The following is a 16,229-nucleotide window of genomic DNA, read 5'->3' as shown; positions in this document are numbered from 1 at the left end:
CTACCCCGCCCGCAACCCCGCCGCGATCTCCCGCACCGCGTCCCACGCGATCATCACGTCCTCCCGCGTCGTCGTGGTCTGGCCGACCTGGAAGCGGATGACGAAGCGGTTGTCGTGCCGGGTCTGGGTCAGGTAGGTGCGGCCGTCGTCGTTGATGCGCTCGACGAGGCGGGCGTTCAGCGCGTCGAGATCGCCGGCGCCCTCGGGGGCGTAGCGGAAGGTGAACAGCGACAGGATCGGCGCGGTCGTCAGCTCGAAACCGGGCTCCGCCGCGATGAGTCCGGCGAGCTCCCGCGCCCAGGCGACGTGGGCGCGGATCATGTCCCGCAGGCCCTCGACGCCGTAGTGGCGGATCACGAACCACAGCTTCAGCGCCCGGAAGCGGCGCCCGAGGGGGATCGACCACTCGTTGTAATCGACGAAGCCGTCCTGGCCCAGCGTGCGCAGGAAGGGCGGGCGGATGCCCAGGGTGTCGGTGAGCGCCTTCGGGTCGCGCACGAAATGGGCCGAGCAGTCGAAATGAGTGAACAGCCACTTGTGCGGGTTGAACACCAGGCTGTCGGCGTGCTCCGCCCCCCGCATCAGGTCGCGGAACTCGGGGCAGATCATCGCGCTGCCGGCCCAGGCGGCGTCGACGTGGAGGAAGACGTCGTGCCGGCGCGCCACCGCGGCCACCGCCTCGATCGGATCGCAGGCGCCGATGCTGGTGCCGCCGAGGCACGCGACGATCGCGGCGGGCTTGAACCCCGCCTCCCGGTCGGCCCGGATCGCCGCGTCGAGGGCGTCCGGATCCATGCCGTGGAGGGACCCTGAGACCGGGATCCGCACCAGGTTGGCGTCGCCGAAGCCGGCGATGCGCACCGCCTTGTCGACCGAGGAATGCACCTGCGCCGAGGCGTAGACCCGCAACACCGGCCCGCCGGCGAGCCCGTTGGCGTTGCCGGTGAAGCCGAGCGCCCGCTCCCGGGCGGTGAGGAGGGCGGCGAGGGTCGCGCCCGAGGCCGAATCCTGGATCACGCCGGAGAAGTTTTCGGGCAGGCCGATCATCCGGCGCAGCCAGTCCATCACCCGGGTCTCGAGCTCGGTCGCGGCCGGCGAGGTCTGCCAGAGCATGCACTGGGCCGCGAGCGCCGCGGTGACGAACTCCGCCACCAGGGAGGGCGGGCTGGCATTGGCCGGGAAGTAGGCGAAGAAGCGCGGGTGCTGCCAGTGGGTCATGCCCGGCATCACCACCCGGTCGAGGTCGGAGAAGATCCGCTCCATCGGCTCGCCCGCGGCCGGGGGCTCGGCCGGGAGCTGGCGAAAGATCTCGCCCGGCGTCACCTGCGCCCGCACCGGCCGCTCGCCGACGCCCGCCAGGTAATCCACCGACCAGTCGGCGGCCCGGTGCGCCCAGGCCCGAAACGTCTCGTCGTCCATGCCCGTCCTCCCGCCGGCCCGGCATTCCGGTGCCCGGGCGGGTGTTTAGCAGGTTTCGCGGAATGCGCCTCCCCGCCTACACGCGGGTCACGCAATCGAGGCGCGAGGTGCTGCCGGGACGACACCGGATCCAGCAGTCGCTCTCCGGAACTGGCCCGCTTGAGCACACGGCGACGACGTGCCACGATCAATCAAGCGGGCGCTATTTACGATTGTTTAACCGAATTTTGGTTGTAATTGCCAGTCGCGACAGCCTGAGAACGTAAGGTTGCGAGGAATAGCGCGAAAACACCCGCCGGTACCGCGAATCGTCGGAATTCACCTCGCTGCTGTTTAACCCGCCCTGTTAGCTCATGAGAGGACGACGAGAGGAGCGCGATGTTCGGGCGAGGCACAAAGACGAGGCCAGCCGGCACGCTGACCCAGCACCATGTTCGCGTGCAGAGCCGTGAGGGCGCCGACCAGGACGGCTGCCTGATCTATCTCGGCGACCAGCCGGTCTCGCTGCTGGTCCGCCTGCAGCCCGGCACCGCCGCGCCGGAGCACCGCCACAAGTGGCGCGTGGCGGAGACCTACGGTCCCGGCCGGGCACTCGCCCGCGCCCCGCTCTTCGACACGCCCGACGCGGTGGTCGACTGGATCGCCCGCCACCTGCCGTGCCCGGCCCCGCTTCCGTGGCTGGACGCGCACCTGCTGCCGTGAGGCGGCGGCGCAGAGCCGATCCGACCTGCGCCGCGATCCGTCGGTTGAGCAGGAGAGAAGGACCGACGCCGCAGGGGCGCTGTCCTGTCGCGTACCCTGGACGGGCTTGCGATGCAGGCGCTGAAGCGTCGCATTACAATAGCCCTTCGACCGGCCCTGCCGCCCGGCCCATCGATCCGGTGCGCCGGCGCACGCGAGGCCGGACGGGCCGGACCCATATCTCTCCCATGCCGCCCTCGTCCCGCCGCGCCCGCGTGAGACGCCGGGATCGAAGGGCGGCCGGAGATCCGACGTCATGACCCGCTTCGTCACCGCGGCGGCCGCCGCCCTCGTCGCCCTGCCCGCCGTCGCCCTGTCCGTCCCGGCCCTCGCCAATGGCGGCGACCGCGAGCCCGCCGGCGGCGCCTTCATGAGCAGCTACGTCACCAACCCCTACGCCACCTCCCGCTCGCTGGCCGAGACCCGCCCGCAGGAACAACCGGCGCCGTGGTTCTCACCCGAGACCACCGGGTCCGTGCGGGCGCTGCCGGCCCGGCGGCGAACGCATCGCTGAGCGTTGTCATCCGCCCGCCATTGTCCCCAGGGTAAGCGTCCGGTTTGATCCGAGACGGAGCGCCGAGGGGACCCGATGACACAGCCGTCGCTGAACCGATCGCAGCAGGCCGAGGCGGCCGAGGATACCGGCTCGAACCCGAGCCCGAACCCGACCCTCGGCGAGGTCGTGGCCCGGCGCTTCGACCGGCGCGAGATCCTGCGCGGGGGATTGGCGGGAAGCTTGGCGGTTTCGGCGATCTCGGCGACGCTGGCCCCCCGGGCCGTCGCCGCCGCGGCGCCCGAGACCTTCCCGTTCCGCGAATTGCCGGCCGGCGCCGACGAGCGCCACCACGTGGCCGAGGGCCACGACGCCGAGGTGCTGATCCGCTGGGGCGATCCCGTCCTGCCCGGCGCACCGCCCTTCGACCCGCACAGGCAGTCGGCCGCCGCGCAAGCGCAGCAATTCGGCTACAACAACGACTTCCTCGGCTTCTTCCCCCTGCCCGGCACGGATGACCCTGCCGGCCACGGCCTCCTCGCCGTCAACCACGAGTACACGAACGAGGAGCTGATGTTCCCCGGCCTCGGCCGGCAGGACGGCAAGGTGGCCTTCGCCGGCATGAGCCGCGACCTCGTCGACATCGAGATGGCGGCCCATGGCGGCTCGGTGATCGAGGTGAAGCGCGAGGGCGGGCGCTGGCGCGTGGTGCCGAATTCCGCTTACGCCCGCCGCATCACCGCGACGACGCCGATGCGGATCGCCGGCCCCGCCGCCGGCTCGGACCGCCTGCGCACCGGCGCCGACCCGCAAGGAACCCAGGTGCTGGGCATGCTCAACAACTGCGCCGGCGGCGTCACGCCCTGGGGCACGTGGCTGACCTGCGAGGAGAACGTCAACTACTACTTCCAGGGCCGGCTGCCCGAGGGCTCGGCGGAAGCACGCAACCACAAGCGCCTCGGCATGCCGGGCAACCTCTACGGCTGGAGCCGCTTCCACGAGCGGTTCGACCTGGGGAAAGAACCCAACGAGCCGAACCGCTTCGGCTGGGTGGTCGAGATCGATCCGTTCGACCCGGGAAGCGTGCCGGTGAAGCGCACCGCCATGGGCCGCTTCAAGCACGAGGGCGCGGCCGGCGCGATGGCGAAGGACGGCCGCTACGTCGTGTTCCAGGGCGACGACGAGCGCTTCGACTACGTCTACCGCTTCGTCACGCGGGATCCGGTGAACACCGCCGACAAGGCGTCCAACCGCGACATCCTCGACCACGGCACCCTGTCGGTCGCCCGCTTCGACGCGGACGGGCGCGGCACTTGGCTGCCGGTGGTGTTCGGGCAGGGCCCGCTGACGCCGGAGAACGGGTTTCGCGATCAGGCCGACGTGCTGATCGAGACCCGCCGGGCCGCCGACCTTCTCGGCGCCACCAAGATGGACCGGCCGGAGGACGTCGAGGCCAACCCGAAGACCGGCAAGGTCTACGTGATGCTGACCAACAACGTCCGCCGCAAGGCCGACCAGGTCGACGCGGCGAACCCGCGGCCGGACAACCGCTTCGGCCACATCGTCGAGCTCTCGCCCGAGGGCGGCGACTTCGCGGCCGATGCCTTCGCCTGGGAGGTGCTGGTGCGCTGCGGCGATCCCGCGATCGCGGCGGTGGGCGCCACCTTCTCGTCGGCGACGACGAAGGACGGCTGGTTCGGCATGCCGGACAATTGCGCCGTCGACGGCCAGGGCCGGCTCTGGGTCGCCACGGACGGCAACTCGCCGGCCAAGACCGGACGCGCCGACGGCATCTGGGCGATGGAGACGCAGGGGCCCGGCCGCGGCACCGCCAAGCACTTCTTCCAGGTGCCGCTGGGGGCCGAGATGTGCGGCCCCTACTTCACCCCCGACGACACGACCTTCTTCGTCGCCGTGCAGCATCCCGGCGAGGCCGACGAGGAGGATCCGAACGCCCAGCCCGCGACCTTCGAGAATCCGGCGACCCGCTGGCCCGACTTCGACCCCGCCCTGCCGCCGCGCCCGGCGGTGGTGGCGATCACCAAGCGGGGCGGGGGGAAGGTGGGGACGTAAGCCCACTCCGTCGAAGCACGCGCCGCCCTGGACCCTCCCCCTCTGCGGGGGAGGGTTGCCCCTGCGTCAGCAGGGACCGGGAGAGGGGACCGCGACGCTGATCCAGCGGGCGCCCTTCATGACGCGTGCGGCTCCTCCGGAAGCGGCGTCCCCTCTCCCGGCTCACTCCGTTCGCCACCCTCCCCCGCACAGGGGGAGGGTTCGGCGCGCGCTCTCACAGCAGCTTGTCCAGCGTCACCGGCAGCGTCCGCACCCGCTTGCCCGTGGCGTGCCAGATCGCATTCACGATCGCCCCGGCACTGCCCGTCACCCCGATCTCGCCCACGCCCTTGATCCCGAGCGGATTGACGTGCGGATCCTCCTCCTCGACCAGGATCGCCTCCAGCGAGGGCACGTCGGCGTTCACCGGCACGTGGTACTCGGCGAGGTTGGCGTTCATCGGCCGGCCGGTGCGCGGGTCCATCACCGCCTGCTCGTGCAGGGCGAAGGAGACGCCCCAGATCATCCCGCCGAAATACTGGCTGCGCACCAGCCGCGGGTTGATGATCCGCCCGGCCGCGAAGGCGCCGACGAGGCGGGTCGCGCGGATCTGGCCGAGATCGGGATCGACCGTCACCTCGGCGAAGACCGCGCCGTGGGCGTGCATGGCGTAGTGCTCCCGCGCCGCGTCGGGTCCGGCCGCGCCCTTGCCCTCGACAGAATCCTGGCCGGCCCTGCCCAGGATCTCCGTGAAGGCCTCGGACCGGCTCTCGTCGTCGCGCCGCACCAGGCGGCCGCCGCGGGCGATCACCCCGGCATTGCCGGCGCCGTAGAGCGGCGAGCGGGGATCCTGCGTCGCGAGGGAAGCGAGCTGCGCGATGACGTCGGCCGCCGCGCCCTTGATCGCCGTGCCGGCGGTGGCGGTGTGGGCCGAGCCGCCGGCGATGCCGCCGTTCGGCAGGTCCGAGGAGCCGATGCGGAAGTCGATCGCATCGATGTCGAGGCCGAGCTCTTCCGCCGCGATCTGGGCGAGCGCCGTCCAGGCCCCCTGCCCCATGTCGATCGCCCCGATCGCGACCGCCGCCTCGCCGCTGGCCTTGAGCGTCGCCCGCGCCTCGGCCTGGAACATCAGGGCCGGGAAGGTCGCGGTGCCGAGGCCCCAGCCGACGAGGAGCCCGTTCGCATCGCGCATCTGCCCGGGCGGCAGCGGGCGCTTGCTCCATCCGAAGGCCTCCGCCCCGCGCGCGTAGCACTCCCGAAGTGCCTTCGAGGAGAACGGCTTGCCGGAGGCCGGCTCGGTCTCGGCGTAGTTGCGCAGGCGGAACGCCAGCGGATCCATGCCGCAGGCCTCGGCCATCTCGTCGATGGCGGCCTCCAAAGCCGCGCTGCCCGAGGCCTCGCCGGGGGCGCGCATGAACAGCGGCGTGCCGGTATCGAGCCGCACCGCCCGGTGCCGGGTGGCCAAGGCCGGCGCGGCGTAGAGCGTGTGCGAGACGCCGCCGCTCGGCTCGATGAAGTCGTCGAAGGTGCTGGTCGCCGTGAGCGTGTGGTGGTCGAGGGCGGTGAGGCCGCCATCCTCGCCCGCGCCGAGGCGCAGGGTCTGGCGGGTCGGGGCGCGGTGGCCGACCGGGCCGAACATCTGCGGCCGGCTCATGACGAGCTTCACCGGCCGGCCGACGAGGCGGGCCGCCATGATGCCGAGCACCTGCGGCCCGGCGATCATCCCCTTCGAGCCGAAGCCGCCGCCGAGGAACGGGCTGCGGATGTGGATATCCGCGGGCGAGATGCCGAACAGGCCGGCGATGCGCCCTTGCGCCATCGCCAAGCCTTGCGAGGGCATGTCGAGGTCGAGCCGGTCGCCGTCCCAGGTCGCCACGACGGCGTGGGGCTCCATCGCGTTGTGGTACTGGGCCGGCGTCTCGTAGGTCGCCGCGATGGTGCGCGCCGCCGCGGCGAGGCCCGCTTCGACGTCGCCTGTTTCCATGTCGGCCGGGTCGCCGACGCCGATCGCCGGCGGGGTGAACTGTTCCGCCGCATCGAGCCCGACCGCCGGCGTCTCGGCCTCGTAGGTGGGGCGGAGGAGCACGGCACCCTCGGTCGCGGCCTCCAGGGTCTCGGCGATCACCACCGCGACCGGCTGGTTGGCGTAGCGGACGCGGTCGTCCTGCAGCAGGTCGAGCCGGAAGGTGAAGCCGTCGTGCTTCTCGTCCGGGTGCTGCGCCAGCGTCGGCTTGTTCTGCGGCGTCATCACCGCGACAACGCCGGGATGGCTCTGCGCCGCCGCGACGTCGAGATGGGTGACGCGGCCGCGGGCGATGCGGCTCACCGCCATCACGGCGTAGAGCATCCCGGGCGGGTGGTGGTCGGCGGCGTAGGCGGCCGCACCCGTCACCTTCAGGAACCCATCGCGGCGGGTGAGCGGCTGGCCGAGATTCGAGCCGTGGCGAGTCCGGGGAGCGGTCTCGGACATGCGGGTCTCAGACATGAGCGGCCTCCGAGGCGGGGGCGAAAGCGGAACCCGGCAGCGCCGGCAGGCGCTCCGGCGTGCCGGACGCGGCGCGGGACAAGGCCCGCACCACGAGGCGGCGGGCGAGCTCGATCTTGAAGGCGTTGTCGCCGGAGGGGCTGGCCCCCGCGAGGGCGGCGTCGGCGGCCGCCCGGAAGGCGGCTTCGTCGGGCGCGCGGCCGGCGAGCAGGCTCTCCGCCTCCCGCGCCCGCCAGGGCTTGAGGGCGACGCCGCCGAGCGCCAGCCGCGCCTCGGCGATGCGGCCGCCATCGAGGCGCAGGCCCACCGCCGCCGAGACCACCGCGAAGGCGTAGGACGTGCGGTCGCGGACCTTGAGGTAGCGGCTGTGGCCGGCGAAGGCCGAGGCTTCCGGCGGCAGGACGAGGGCGGTGATCAGCTCGCCGGGTTCGAGCACCGTCTCGCGCTCCGGCGCGTCGCCGGGAAGGCGGTGGAAGGATTCGAGCGGCACGGTGCGCGTCCCGGCCGGACCCGCGATCTCGACGACAGCCTCCAGCGCCACCAGCGGCACGCAGAAATCCGACGGGTGGGTGGCGATGCAGGCCTCGCTCCAGCCGAGGATCGCGTGGAGCCGCGTCTCGCCGCCCCTGGCATCGCAGCCGCTGCCGGGTGCGCGCTTGTTGCAGGCGCTGGCGGTGTCGGTGAAGTACGGGCAGCGGGTGCGCTGCATCACGTTTCCGGCCGCCGTCGCGGCGTTGCGCAATTGCGCCGAGGCGCCCGACAGCAGCGCCTCCGCCACCGCCGGATAGGCTTGGGCGAAGGCGGGATCGTGGGCGAGGTCGCTGTTGCGGGCGAGTGCCCCGATCCGCACCGCGCCGTCGTCCCGCCGCTCGAGAGCCGCGAGGCCGGGCAGCCGGGTGATGTCGACGAGGCGGGTCGGCCGGCTGACGTCGCCCTTCATCAGGTCGAGGAGGTTGGTGCCGGCGGCGAGGTAGGCGGCGCCGGGGGCCGACCCCGCGGCGAGCGCGCCGGCGACGTCGGTGGCGCGGACGTACTCGAACGGGATCATGCCGCCTCTCCCTGCCGGGTGGTCGCCGGATGCTGGGTCGTCTGATTCATGGCACCTTGCGCCTCCAGCACCGCCTCGGTGATGCCCGCATAGGCGCCGCAGCGGCACAGGTTGCCGCTCATCGCCTCGCGCACCCGCTCGGGATCGTCGCCGGCCTGGGCCTCGCGGATCAGTCCGACGGCGCTCATGATCTGGCCCGGGGTGCAGAAGCCGCACTGGAACCCGTCATGGGCGATGAAGGCCTCCTGCACCGGGTGCAGGCGATCGCCCTCGGCCAATCCCTCGATCGTCAGGATCTCGGCGCCGTCGAGGCTGATCGCGAGCGCGAGGCAGGCATTGATCCGCCGCCCGTCGACCAGCACCGTGCAGGCGCCGCATTGGCCGCGGTCGCAGCCCTTCTTGGCACCGGTGAGGTGCAGGCCCTCGCGCAGGAGATCGAGCAGGGTGATGCGCGGGTCCGGAATCGGGATCGTGCGCCTCGTGCCGTTCACCGTCAGGACGATGTCGACGCTCATGCGGCTTCCTCCAGGCTAGACGCGCTCCAAGGTAATCCTGTGCCCCGCACCGCCCAGGTGCGGCCGCGTGCGGCAGCGCACACGTCGCAGTGAACCTTTCGCCGGCCGGATGGTTGACGCTGCGAAACCGCAACGCGGTCCCCCTCAACTGACAGGTACTATGATGAAGACCCGCCTCGCCCTTGCCGCGGCCCTGCTGAGCGTTGCCGCCGCCCCCGCCTTCGCCCAGGGCGGCACGCCCTACAACCGCGCCGGCTCGCAGGCCGGCGGCCCGCTGGCCGGCCAGGAGCGCGCCTACGGCGCCCCGGGTGGCGCCCCGGCCGTCGACAGCACCGGCAGCGTCGTCGTCTATCCGCGCGACGAGCGCGGCGTGCTGGTCCGCGAGGTGCCCCCGGGCTACGCCCCGACCGCCCCGTACGTCTACGGCCGCTGATCGAGCCTGGGGTCCCGTCCCGCCCCGTTCGGGACCCTCGCTCTCGCGAGCCGGTGAAGCCCGTCCCTGCGCAAGCGGGGGTGGGCTTTCATGTTCTGAAGCGACGCGCCGGCTTGCCTCGGCCTCGCGCCCGGTGTGAACTCCCGCAGCCCCGCTGCCACGAGCCCCGAGCCGCCCGCCGATGACCGCACCCGCCCTTTCCGGCCCCATCGTCCTCGCCCATGCCGCCTACCGCCTCGGCGACGCGTACCGGGCGAATGGCGCGCCCCAGCCCTTCGTCGAAGTGCGCGACCTCGCGGCGCTGGAGGATGCGGTGGCGGAGGCCGAGGTGCTGGTGGTCTCGGGGCTCTGGCGCCATTCCCTGCTGGAGCGGGCGCCCCGCCTGCGCTTCATCCAGTCGGTCAGCGCCGGCACCGACCAGTTCCCGAAGGACGCCTTGCGCGAGCGCGGCATCCGCCTCGCCAGCGCGCAGGGCGGCAACGAGCGCGCCGTGGCCGAGCACGCCCTCGCGCTGATGCTCGGCCTCACTCGCCACCTGCCGGAGGCCCTGCGCAACCAGGCCGCCGCGACCTGGCGGCCGATGATCGCCGATCCGGGCCAACGCGAGCAGGAACTCGGCGGCCGGACGCTGCTGGTGATCGGTCTCGGGCGCATCGGCACCCGCATCGCCCGACTGGCCCAGGCCTTCGACATGCGGGTGATCGGCCTGCGCCGGCGCCCGCTGGAGGCCGGCGACCCGGTCGAGGCGGTTTTCTCCCCCGACCGGCTGCACGAGGCGCTCGGTCAGGCCGACGTGGTGGCGCTCGCCTGCCCGCTCACCCCGGAGACCGAAGGGCTGATCGACGCGGCGGCGCTTGCGGCGATGAAGCCCAACGCGCTCCTGATCAACGTCGCCCGCGGCCGCGTGGTTGACCAGGATGCCCTGGCGCGGGCCCTCGCCGAGGGGGGAATCGCCGGCGCCGGCCTCGATTGCTTTCGCGACGAGCCGCTGCCGCCCGAGGCGCCGTTCTGGCGCATGGCGAACGTGATCGTCACTCCCCACAGCGCCGGCGAGACCAGCCTCTACGAGGGCCGGGTGATCGACTTGCTGATCGAGAATCTGGGGCGACTGCGGCGGGGGGAGGAGCTGGTGAACCCGGTGGTGTGAAAAATCACCGCGAGGCGTGGCTCACCCGCTTTCCGGACATCCAACCCCTTTCCCGGGCACATGCAGCGTCCGCGGAATGTGACCCGGGATCCAGGGGAGAAGTGCCGCGAAGCGGCTCTATCCGTTGCAACGTTGTAGACAAGCGGACGCTTCGCGACTTCTCGTGCTGGTTCCCGGATCTCCTTCCGCTGACGCTCCGGTCGTCCGGGAAAGGGCAGGATTTTAGTCAGAACTCCGAAACGACGAAGCTCCTCAACGATCCAGCACCGCCCGGTCGTTCTTCGCCACCAGGGCCCGGAAATACGGGTTCAGGTCGTTCTCCGACAGGCCGAAGGCCTGGGCGAACTGCATGATCAGCTGCTGCTCGCCTGCCTCGGCCTCGCCGTCGGCCATGGCGCTGTCGATCATGTTGAGGATGATGCAGAGCCGCTGCTCGGGGCGCAGGCGCGGCGCGGCGTCGGCCAGGAACTGGGCCGGCTGGGTGGCGCGGGCGTAGCGGACGGCGGAATCGAGGCTCTGGCGCGTCGCGTTGCGGCCGAGCACCGACATCAGGTGGCCGATCTCCTCCGGGTCGATCTCGCCGTCGGCGCTCATGCAGTAGATCAGCGAGACCGCGAGGCAGGTCCGCGGCGTGAGGTCGAGCGAGGTCTGCGACTTGAACATGTTGAACATCGTCGGGGGCCCCTGGCAAGGTGATCTGGATCTGTGCTGAGCGGTGGTCAGCGCAGACGGTCGATTACCGCAACGATGCGGCGGTGTCGATCATCGGGATGGCGGTCGAGGGCGAGTATTTTTGCAGTCGGGTCTATTCCATTTGCCGGATGACATCCCCATATAGCGGCTGACTTTGCTTGATTACGTTTGAGATGATGGTTTAATCCCGGATATATGCTTGAAGAGGTGTTGCCGCATTCGATGCGGGCGGGAGAGGGCTGCACCGCGCCATCGGAGACCGCGCCCGGTCGATCGCCGTACCCGGATCGCAGCTGTATCGGCATATCCGGCAGAACATTCGCGATCTTTCTCGTCTCGCCCCGGGAAGCGAGCCGCTTTTTCTCTCTTTGGCTAATTCTATAGCAGGATAAACTCCCGCTATACGCGCATTTAAAATCTCATTTCATTGACGGATCTCGGCCTCGGCCGCATCGTAGGGGCATCGAGCACCGGGGTCGTGACGGCACGTCCGTGCCTCGCGCCCCTCACCACCGGACAACGACCTCCATGACGCGACCGCGCCTCGTCGGCTTCTCCGCGAACATCCAGCGGCCCTCGAAGACCCGCACCCTGGTCGAGGCGATCGCCGCCGAGGCGGCCGTGCGGCTGCCGGTCGAGGTGCGGATCTTCGACCTCGTCGATGCCGGCCCCGGCCTCGGGGCCGCGCTCACCCGCGACCAGCTCTCCCTGCCGGCCCGCCGCATCGTCGAGGCGGTGGAGGAGGCCGACGCCCTCGTGGTCGGCACCCCCGTCTACAAGGGCGCCTATACGGGCCTGTTCAAGCACCTGTTCGACCTCGTGGCGCCCGAAGCCCTGGCCGGCAAGCCGGTGGCGCTCGCCGCCACCGGCGGCGGGCCGCGCCACGCGCTGGTGGTCGAGCACGCCTTGCGCCCGCTCTTCGGCTTCTTCACCGCGCTCACGGTGCCGACCGCCGTCTATGCCTCGAACGCCGATTTTCGCGAGGGCGGTCTCGACTCCGCGGCGATCCGCCAGCGCGTCACCGAGGCCGGCAGCCAGCTGGCGGCCCTTGCCGGCACCCGCGCCACTGCTGCGGCGGCGCTTCCCCGCGTCGCCGGGGGCGTCCGGTGATCGACCGCCGCACCCTGCTGGCCGCGGCGCTGGCCGGCGCCGCCCTGCCGGCGCGCGCCGCGGCCAGTGACACCCTGCGCATCGGCTACCAGAAGAGCGGCATCCTGGTCGTCGCCAAGCAGCAGGGTGCGATCGAGGCGAAGCTCAAGCCCCTCGGGGTCACCGTGACCTGGGTCGAGTTCTCGTTCGGCCCGCCGCTCCTCGAGGCGATCAGCTTAGGGGCCATCGATCTCGGCCCGACCGGGGACGCGCCGCCGATCTTCGCCCAAGCCGCGGGGAGCCCTCTGGTCTACGTGGCGGCGATGGAAGCGGCGGGCTCGGGCGCCGCGATCCTGGTGCAGAAGGATTCACCCATCCGCACCCTGGCGGACCTCAAGGGCAAGCGGGTCGCCTTCGCCAAGGCGTCGAGCGCGCACAACCTCACCATCGCGGCCCTGGAGACGGCGGGGCTGACCTACCGCGACATCGAGCCGGTAACCCTGGCACCGGCCGATGCGGCCGCCGCCTTCGCTCGCGGCAGCGTCGATGCCTGGACGATCTGGGACCCCTACTTCGCCATCGCGGAGATGCAGCCGACGACGCGGGTGCTGACGCTCGCCAACGACATCGCCAAGCCCAACAGCTTCTTCCTCGTCCACCGGACCTTCGCCGCCGAGCGCGGGCCGGTGCTCGACGCGGCCCTCGACGCGCTCGCCGACGTCGCGCGCTGGTGCGCGGCCAACCGCGGCGAGGTGGCGGCGCTCCTCGCCAAGGGCACCGGCGTGCCGCTGCCCGCGACCCGGCGCGCCGTGGATCGCACCGACTACGTGATCGGACCGATGACCTCCGGGGCGGTGACCGAGCAGCAGCGCGTCGCCGACCGCTTCCATGCCCTCGGGTTGATCCCGCGCCCGATCCGCATCGCCGACGCGCTCCGCGCGCCCGTCTCGCAGAACGGCTGACAATCATGCCCACCCTCCCCTCCCCCGCCGCGGCGGCCCGGCGCTTCGCCCCCTGGCTCCTGCCGGCCGTGATCCTCCTCGGCTGGCAGGCCGCCGGCTCGGCTGGCCTCGTCTCGACCCGGCTGATGCCCGCCCCCCTCGACGTGGCCGCCGCCGGCTGGCGCCTGGCCGAGACCGGCGAGCTCTGGACCAATCTCGGCGTCAGCTTCCTGCGGGCGGCGAGCGGCTTCCTGATCGGCGGCGGCATCGGCTTCGTCCTCGGCCTCGCCAACGGCCTGTCGCGCCTGTCGGACCGGCTCACCGACACCACCGTGCAGATGATCCGCAACATCCCGCACCTGTCGCTGATCCCGCTGGTGATCCTGTGGTTCGGCATCGGCGAGGAGGCGAAGCTCTTCCTGGTGGCGCTCGGGGTCTTTTTCCCGATCTACGCCAACACCCTGCACGGCATCCGCTCGGTCGATCCGCAGCTGGTAGAGATGGGCCGGATCTACGGCATGTCGGGGCCTGAGCTGTTCCGGCGCGTGGTGCTGCCCGGCGCCCTGCCCTCGGTCTTCGTCGGCCTGCGCTATGCCCTCGGCATCATGTGGCTGACGCTGATCGTCGCCGAGACGATCTCGGCCTCGTCGGGCCTCGGCTACATGGCGATGCAGGCCCGCGAGTTCATGCTGGTCGACGTCGTGGTGCTGGCGATCCTGATCTACGCGCTGCTGGGCAAGGTCGCCGACCTGCTGACCCGCCAATTGGAGCGCGCCTGCCTCGCCTGGAACCCGGCCTACCGCTCGGCCTGACCTCCGCTCCTGCTTCCAGGATTTTCTTCCCATGTTCGCCAGCACCCTGCGCCGGTTCGAGGGTTTTGTGCCCGCCTCTCCCGCCCGCCTGCACCGCGAGGTCATCGACCGCGAGATCGCCCGCGACCGGACGAGTGCCGGCCTCGGCCTCGCCCTGCGCGGCCTGTCCAAGAGCTTCGACGGCGGCAAGCCCGTCATCGACGGGCTCGACCTGCACATCCCGGCCGGCCAGTTCGTCGCCGTAGTCGGGCGCTCGGGCTGCGGCAAGTCCACCCTGCTGCGGCTGATCCTCGACCTCGAGACGCCGAGCGCGGGCCGCGTCACCGTCGAGGGCGGGGAGGCCCCGCGCCGGATCATGTTCCAGGAGCCGCGGCTCCTGCCCTGGGCACGGGTCCTCGACAACGTCGCGGTGGGCCTGCGCGACGGCTCGGCGGCGGAGCGGCGGGAGCGCGCCGCAGCGGCGCTGCAGGAGGTCGGCCTCTCCGACAAGGCCGGGCAATGGCCCTCGACCCTCTCGGGCGGCCAGCGCCAGCGGGTGGCGCTCGCCCGCGCCCTCGTCAGCCGCCCGGGGCTCCTCGCCCTCGACGAGCCCCTCGGCGCCCTCGATGCGCTGACCCGCATCGACATGCAGGCGATGATCGAGCGGATCTGGCGCGCGCAGGGCTTCACCGCCCTCCTCGTCACCCACGACGTCGCCGAGGCGGTGGCCCTCGCCGACCGCATCCTCGTGGTCGAGTCCGGCCGCATCGCCCTCGACGTCGCGGTACCGGTGCCCCGCCCGCGCCGCCGCGGCGATCCGGAGCTGGCGGCGCTGGAGGGGCGCATCCTCGATCATCTTCTCGATGGGCGACGTTGATTCGCCCGACGACACTGTCACCCTCCGCGTCATCCCGGGGCCGCGAAAGTGGAACCCGGGATCCATAAACGCCGACGTTGGAGAACGAAGCGGATCGCGTTTCGCCTCATCCTGAAGCGTCAGCGTTTATGGATCCCGGGTTCTCGCCTCCGGCGAGCCCCGGGATGACGCGGAGAGTTCTCGATGTCGGTGTCCTCTCGTCTGCTCCGGCAGGCAGATCGGCGCTTAAAACCTCTTCACGGAGTCCCCCATGACCGGCCAGACCGACGTCCTCTGGTTCCTGCCCACCCACGGCGACGGCCGCTACCTCGGCGCGCAGGAAGGGGCCCGGGCCGTCACCCTGCCCTACCTGCGCCAGATCGCCCAGGCCGCCGACGAGCTCGGCTATTTCGGCGTGCTCTTGCCGACCGGGCGCTCCTGCGAGGATTCCTGGGTCGTCGCCTCGGCGCTCGTCCCCCTGACCAAGCGCCTGCGCTTCCTGGTGGCGGTGCGGCCGGGCCTGCAATTGCCCGCCACCGCCGCCCGCATGGCCGCGACCCTCGACCGGATCTCGGACGGGCGGCTCCTGATCAACGTGGTCACGGGCGGCGATCCGGTGGAGCTGCGCGGCGACGGCGTCTTTCTCGCCCATGACGAGCGCTACGCGGTGACCGACGAGTTCCTGCGGGTCTGGCGCGGCCTCCTCTCCGGCGAGACCGTGACCTATGAGGGCGAGCACCTGCGGCTCGAGGACGGGCGGCTGATCTTCCCGCCGGTGCAAAAACCCTACCCGCCGCTCTATTTCGGCGGCTCGTCGCCGGCCGGGATCGAGGTCGCGGCCGAGCATTGCGACGTCTACCTCACCTGGGGCGAGCCCCCGGCCGACGTGGCGGACAAGATCGCGCGGGCCCGCGAGGCGGCGGACAAGCGCGGCAAGACGTTCTCCTACGGCATCCGCCTGCACGTCATCGTGCGCGAGACGGAAAGCGCCGCCTGGGAGGCGGCCGAGTCGCTGATCTCGCGCCTCGACGACGCCACCATCGCCAAGGCGCAGGCGACCCTGGCGCGCCAGGATTCCGTCGGCCAGAGCCGGATGATGCAGCTCCACGGCGGCCGGCGCGACAAGCTCGTGGTCTCGCCGAACCTCTGGGCCGGCGTCGGCCTGGTGCGGGGCGGGGCCGGCACCGCCCTCGTCGGCTCCCCCGACCAAGTCGCCGACCGGATGAAGGAGTATATCGACCTCGGCATCGACCGCTTCATCCTCTCGGGCTACCCGCACCTGGAGGAGGCCTACCGCTTCGCCGAGCTGGTCTTCCCCAAGCTCCCCTTGCGCAGCACCACCGGGACGGAAGCGACGGGGGCCCGCAACGACGGCCCGTTCGGCGAGGTGATCGCCAACGACATCGTGCCGGCGCGGGGGGTGGCGGCGCATTGAGGGGATAGATGGCCCCTCTCCTTTCCCGGCCCGGAACGGGCCCGCACGACTGAAGCGAGAGCGGAAGGAGACCGGAAAAGGGCGTGAGGAC

General features: G+C 71.7%; 15 protein-coding genes. 10 read left to right on the top strand and 5 right to left on the bottom strand.

All coding sequences use genetic code 11. The features are described from left to right. Nucleotides 1-1,419, bottom strand: coding sequence for a pyridoxal-dependent decarboxylase (locus tag DK412_RS01355; RefSeq protein ID WP_109970471.1), 1,419 nt, complete (start codon nucleotides 1,417-1,419; stop codon nucleotides 1-3). A 438-nt stretch (nucleotides 1,420-1,857) separates the two neighbouring features. Between DK412_RS01355 and DK412_RS01350 the strand changes: the two genes are divergently transcribed. The 3 genes from DK412_RS01350 to DK412_RS01340 all read left to right on the top strand — a co-directional run bounded on the left by DK412_RS01350 (nucleotide 1,858) and on the right by DK412_RS01340 (nucleotide 4,726). Beyond that, the gene (locus DK412_RS01350) at nucleotides 1,858-2,121 is read left to right on the top strand and encodes a hypothetical protein (protein WP_109970470.1); all 264 of its coding nucleotides are present in this window, start codon (nucleotides 1,858-1,860) and stop codon (nucleotides 2,119-2,121) included. Between the two features lie 295 nt (nucleotides 2,122-2,416). Next, the gene (locus DK412_RS01345) at nucleotides 2,417-2,674 is read left to right on the top strand and encodes a hypothetical protein (protein WP_109970469.1); all 258 of its coding nucleotides are present in this window, start codon (nucleotides 2,417-2,419) and stop codon (nucleotides 2,672-2,674) included. Between the two features lie 75 nt (nucleotides 2,675-2,749). Then, the gene (locus DK412_RS01340; protein WP_109970468.1) at nucleotides 2,750-4,726 is read left to right on the top strand and encodes a PhoX family phosphatase; all 1,977 of its coding nucleotides are present in this window, start codon (nucleotides 2,750-2,752) and stop codon (nucleotides 4,724-4,726) included. A 214-nt stretch (nucleotides 4,727-4,940) separates the two neighbouring features. Here the strand turns inward: DK412_RS01340 and DK412_RS01335 are convergent, their stop codons facing one another. The 3 genes from DK412_RS01335 to DK412_RS01325 are packed head-to-tail and all read right to left on the bottom strand — an operon-like array spanning nucleotide 4,941 to nucleotide 8,753. Further along, on the bottom strand, nucleotides 4,941-7,175 hold the full coding sequence (locus DK412_RS01335) for a xanthine dehydrogenase family protein molybdopterin-binding subunit (protein WP_109970467.1): 2,235 nt from the start codon (nucleotides 7,173-7,175) through the stop codon (nucleotides 4,941-4,943). 7 nt (nucleotides 7,176-7,182) lie between these two features. Then, a complete protein-coding gene (locus DK412_RS01330; protein ID WP_109970466.1) occupies nucleotides 7,183-8,238 on the bottom strand; it encodes a xanthine dehydrogenase family protein subunit M in 1,056 nt (351 codons plus the stop codon). After that, complete coding sequence (locus DK412_RS01325; RefSeq protein ID WP_109970465.1) at nucleotides 8,235-8,753, bottom strand: (2Fe-2S)-binding protein; 519 nt, start codon at nucleotides 8,751-8,753, stop codon at nucleotides 8,235-8,237. The genes DK412_RS01330 and DK412_RS01325 overlap by 4 nt, the downstream gene beginning before the upstream one ends. A gap of 163 nt (nucleotides 8,754-8,916) precedes the next feature. Between DK412_RS01325 and DK412_RS01320 the strand changes: the two genes are divergently transcribed. Together DK412_RS01320 and DK412_RS01315 are read left to right on the top strand one after the other, a co-directional pair. After that, nucleotides 8,917-9,186, top strand: coding sequence for a hypothetical protein (locus tag DK412_RS01320; RefSeq protein WP_109974991.1), 270 nt, complete (start codon nucleotides 8,917-8,919; stop codon nucleotides 9,184-9,186). A gap of 181 nt (nucleotides 9,187-9,367) precedes the next feature. Further along, nucleotides 9,368-10,333: a D-2-hydroxyacid dehydrogenase gene (locus DK412_RS01315; protein WP_109970464.1), complete on the top strand. Its 966-nt coding sequence runs from the start codon at nucleotides 9,368-9,370 to the stop codon at nucleotides 10,331-10,333. Between the two features lie 252 nt (nucleotides 10,334-10,585). Here DK412_RS01315 and DK412_RS01310 read toward each other — a convergent pair whose 3' ends face one another. Further along, entirely contained in the window at nucleotides 10,586-10,996 is a 411-nt protein-coding gene (locus tag DK412_RS01310) for a TerB family tellurite resistance protein (RefSeq protein WP_245447375.1), read from the bottom strand. 558 nt (nucleotides 10,997-11,554) lie between these two features. Between DK412_RS01310 and msuE the strand changes: the two genes are divergently transcribed. The 5 genes from msuE to ssuD all read left to right on the top strand — a co-directional run bounded on the left by msuE (nucleotide 11,555) and on the right by ssuD (nucleotide 16,138). Then, nucleotides 11,555-12,136 carry an FMN reductase gene (gene msuE / locus DK412_RS01305; RefSeq protein WP_109970462.1) on the top strand — a complete coding sequence of 194 codons (582 nt, stop codon included), beginning with the start codon at nucleotides 11,555-11,557 and terminating at the stop codon, nucleotides 12,134-12,136. After that, entirely contained in the window at nucleotides 12,133-13,077 is a 945-nt protein-coding gene (locus tag DK412_RS01300) for an aliphatic sulfonate ABC transporter substrate-binding protein (RefSeq protein WP_109970461.1), read from the top strand. The genes msuE and DK412_RS01300 overlap by 4 nt, the downstream gene beginning before the upstream one ends. A gap of 5 nt (nucleotides 13,078-13,082) precedes the next feature. Next, nucleotides 13,083-13,868, top strand: a complete 786-nt coding sequence (gene ssuC, locus DK412_RS01295; protein ID WP_109970460.1) for an aliphatic sulfonate ABC transporter permease SsuC — start codon at nucleotides 13,083-13,085, stop codon at nucleotides 13,866-13,868. A gap of 31 nt (nucleotides 13,869-13,899) precedes the next feature. Next, nucleotides 13,900-14,724 (top strand): ATP-binding cassette domain-containing protein, encoded by an 825-nt coding sequence (locus DK412_RS01290; RefSeq protein WP_109970459.1) that lies wholly within the window; start codon nucleotides 13,900-13,902, stop codon nucleotides 14,722-14,724. 250 nt (nucleotides 14,725-14,974) lie between these two features. Then, nucleotides 14,975-16,138 (top strand): FMNH2-dependent alkanesulfonate monooxygenase, encoded by a 1,164-nt coding sequence (gene ssuD / locus DK412_RS01285; RefSeq protein ID WP_109970458.1) that lies wholly within the window; start codon nucleotides 14,975-14,977, stop codon nucleotides 16,136-16,138. The last annotated feature ends 91 nt before the right edge of the window (nucleotides 16,139-16,229 follow it).

Origin of the sequence: Methylobacterium sp. 17Sr1-1, assembly GCF_003173775.1 — a bacterium.
Taxonomy (GTDB): domain Bacteria; phylum Pseudomonadota; class Alphaproteobacteria; order Rhizobiales; family Beijerinckiaceae; genus Methylobacterium.
This window is presented reverse-complemented; position numbering and strand designations above follow the sequence as displayed.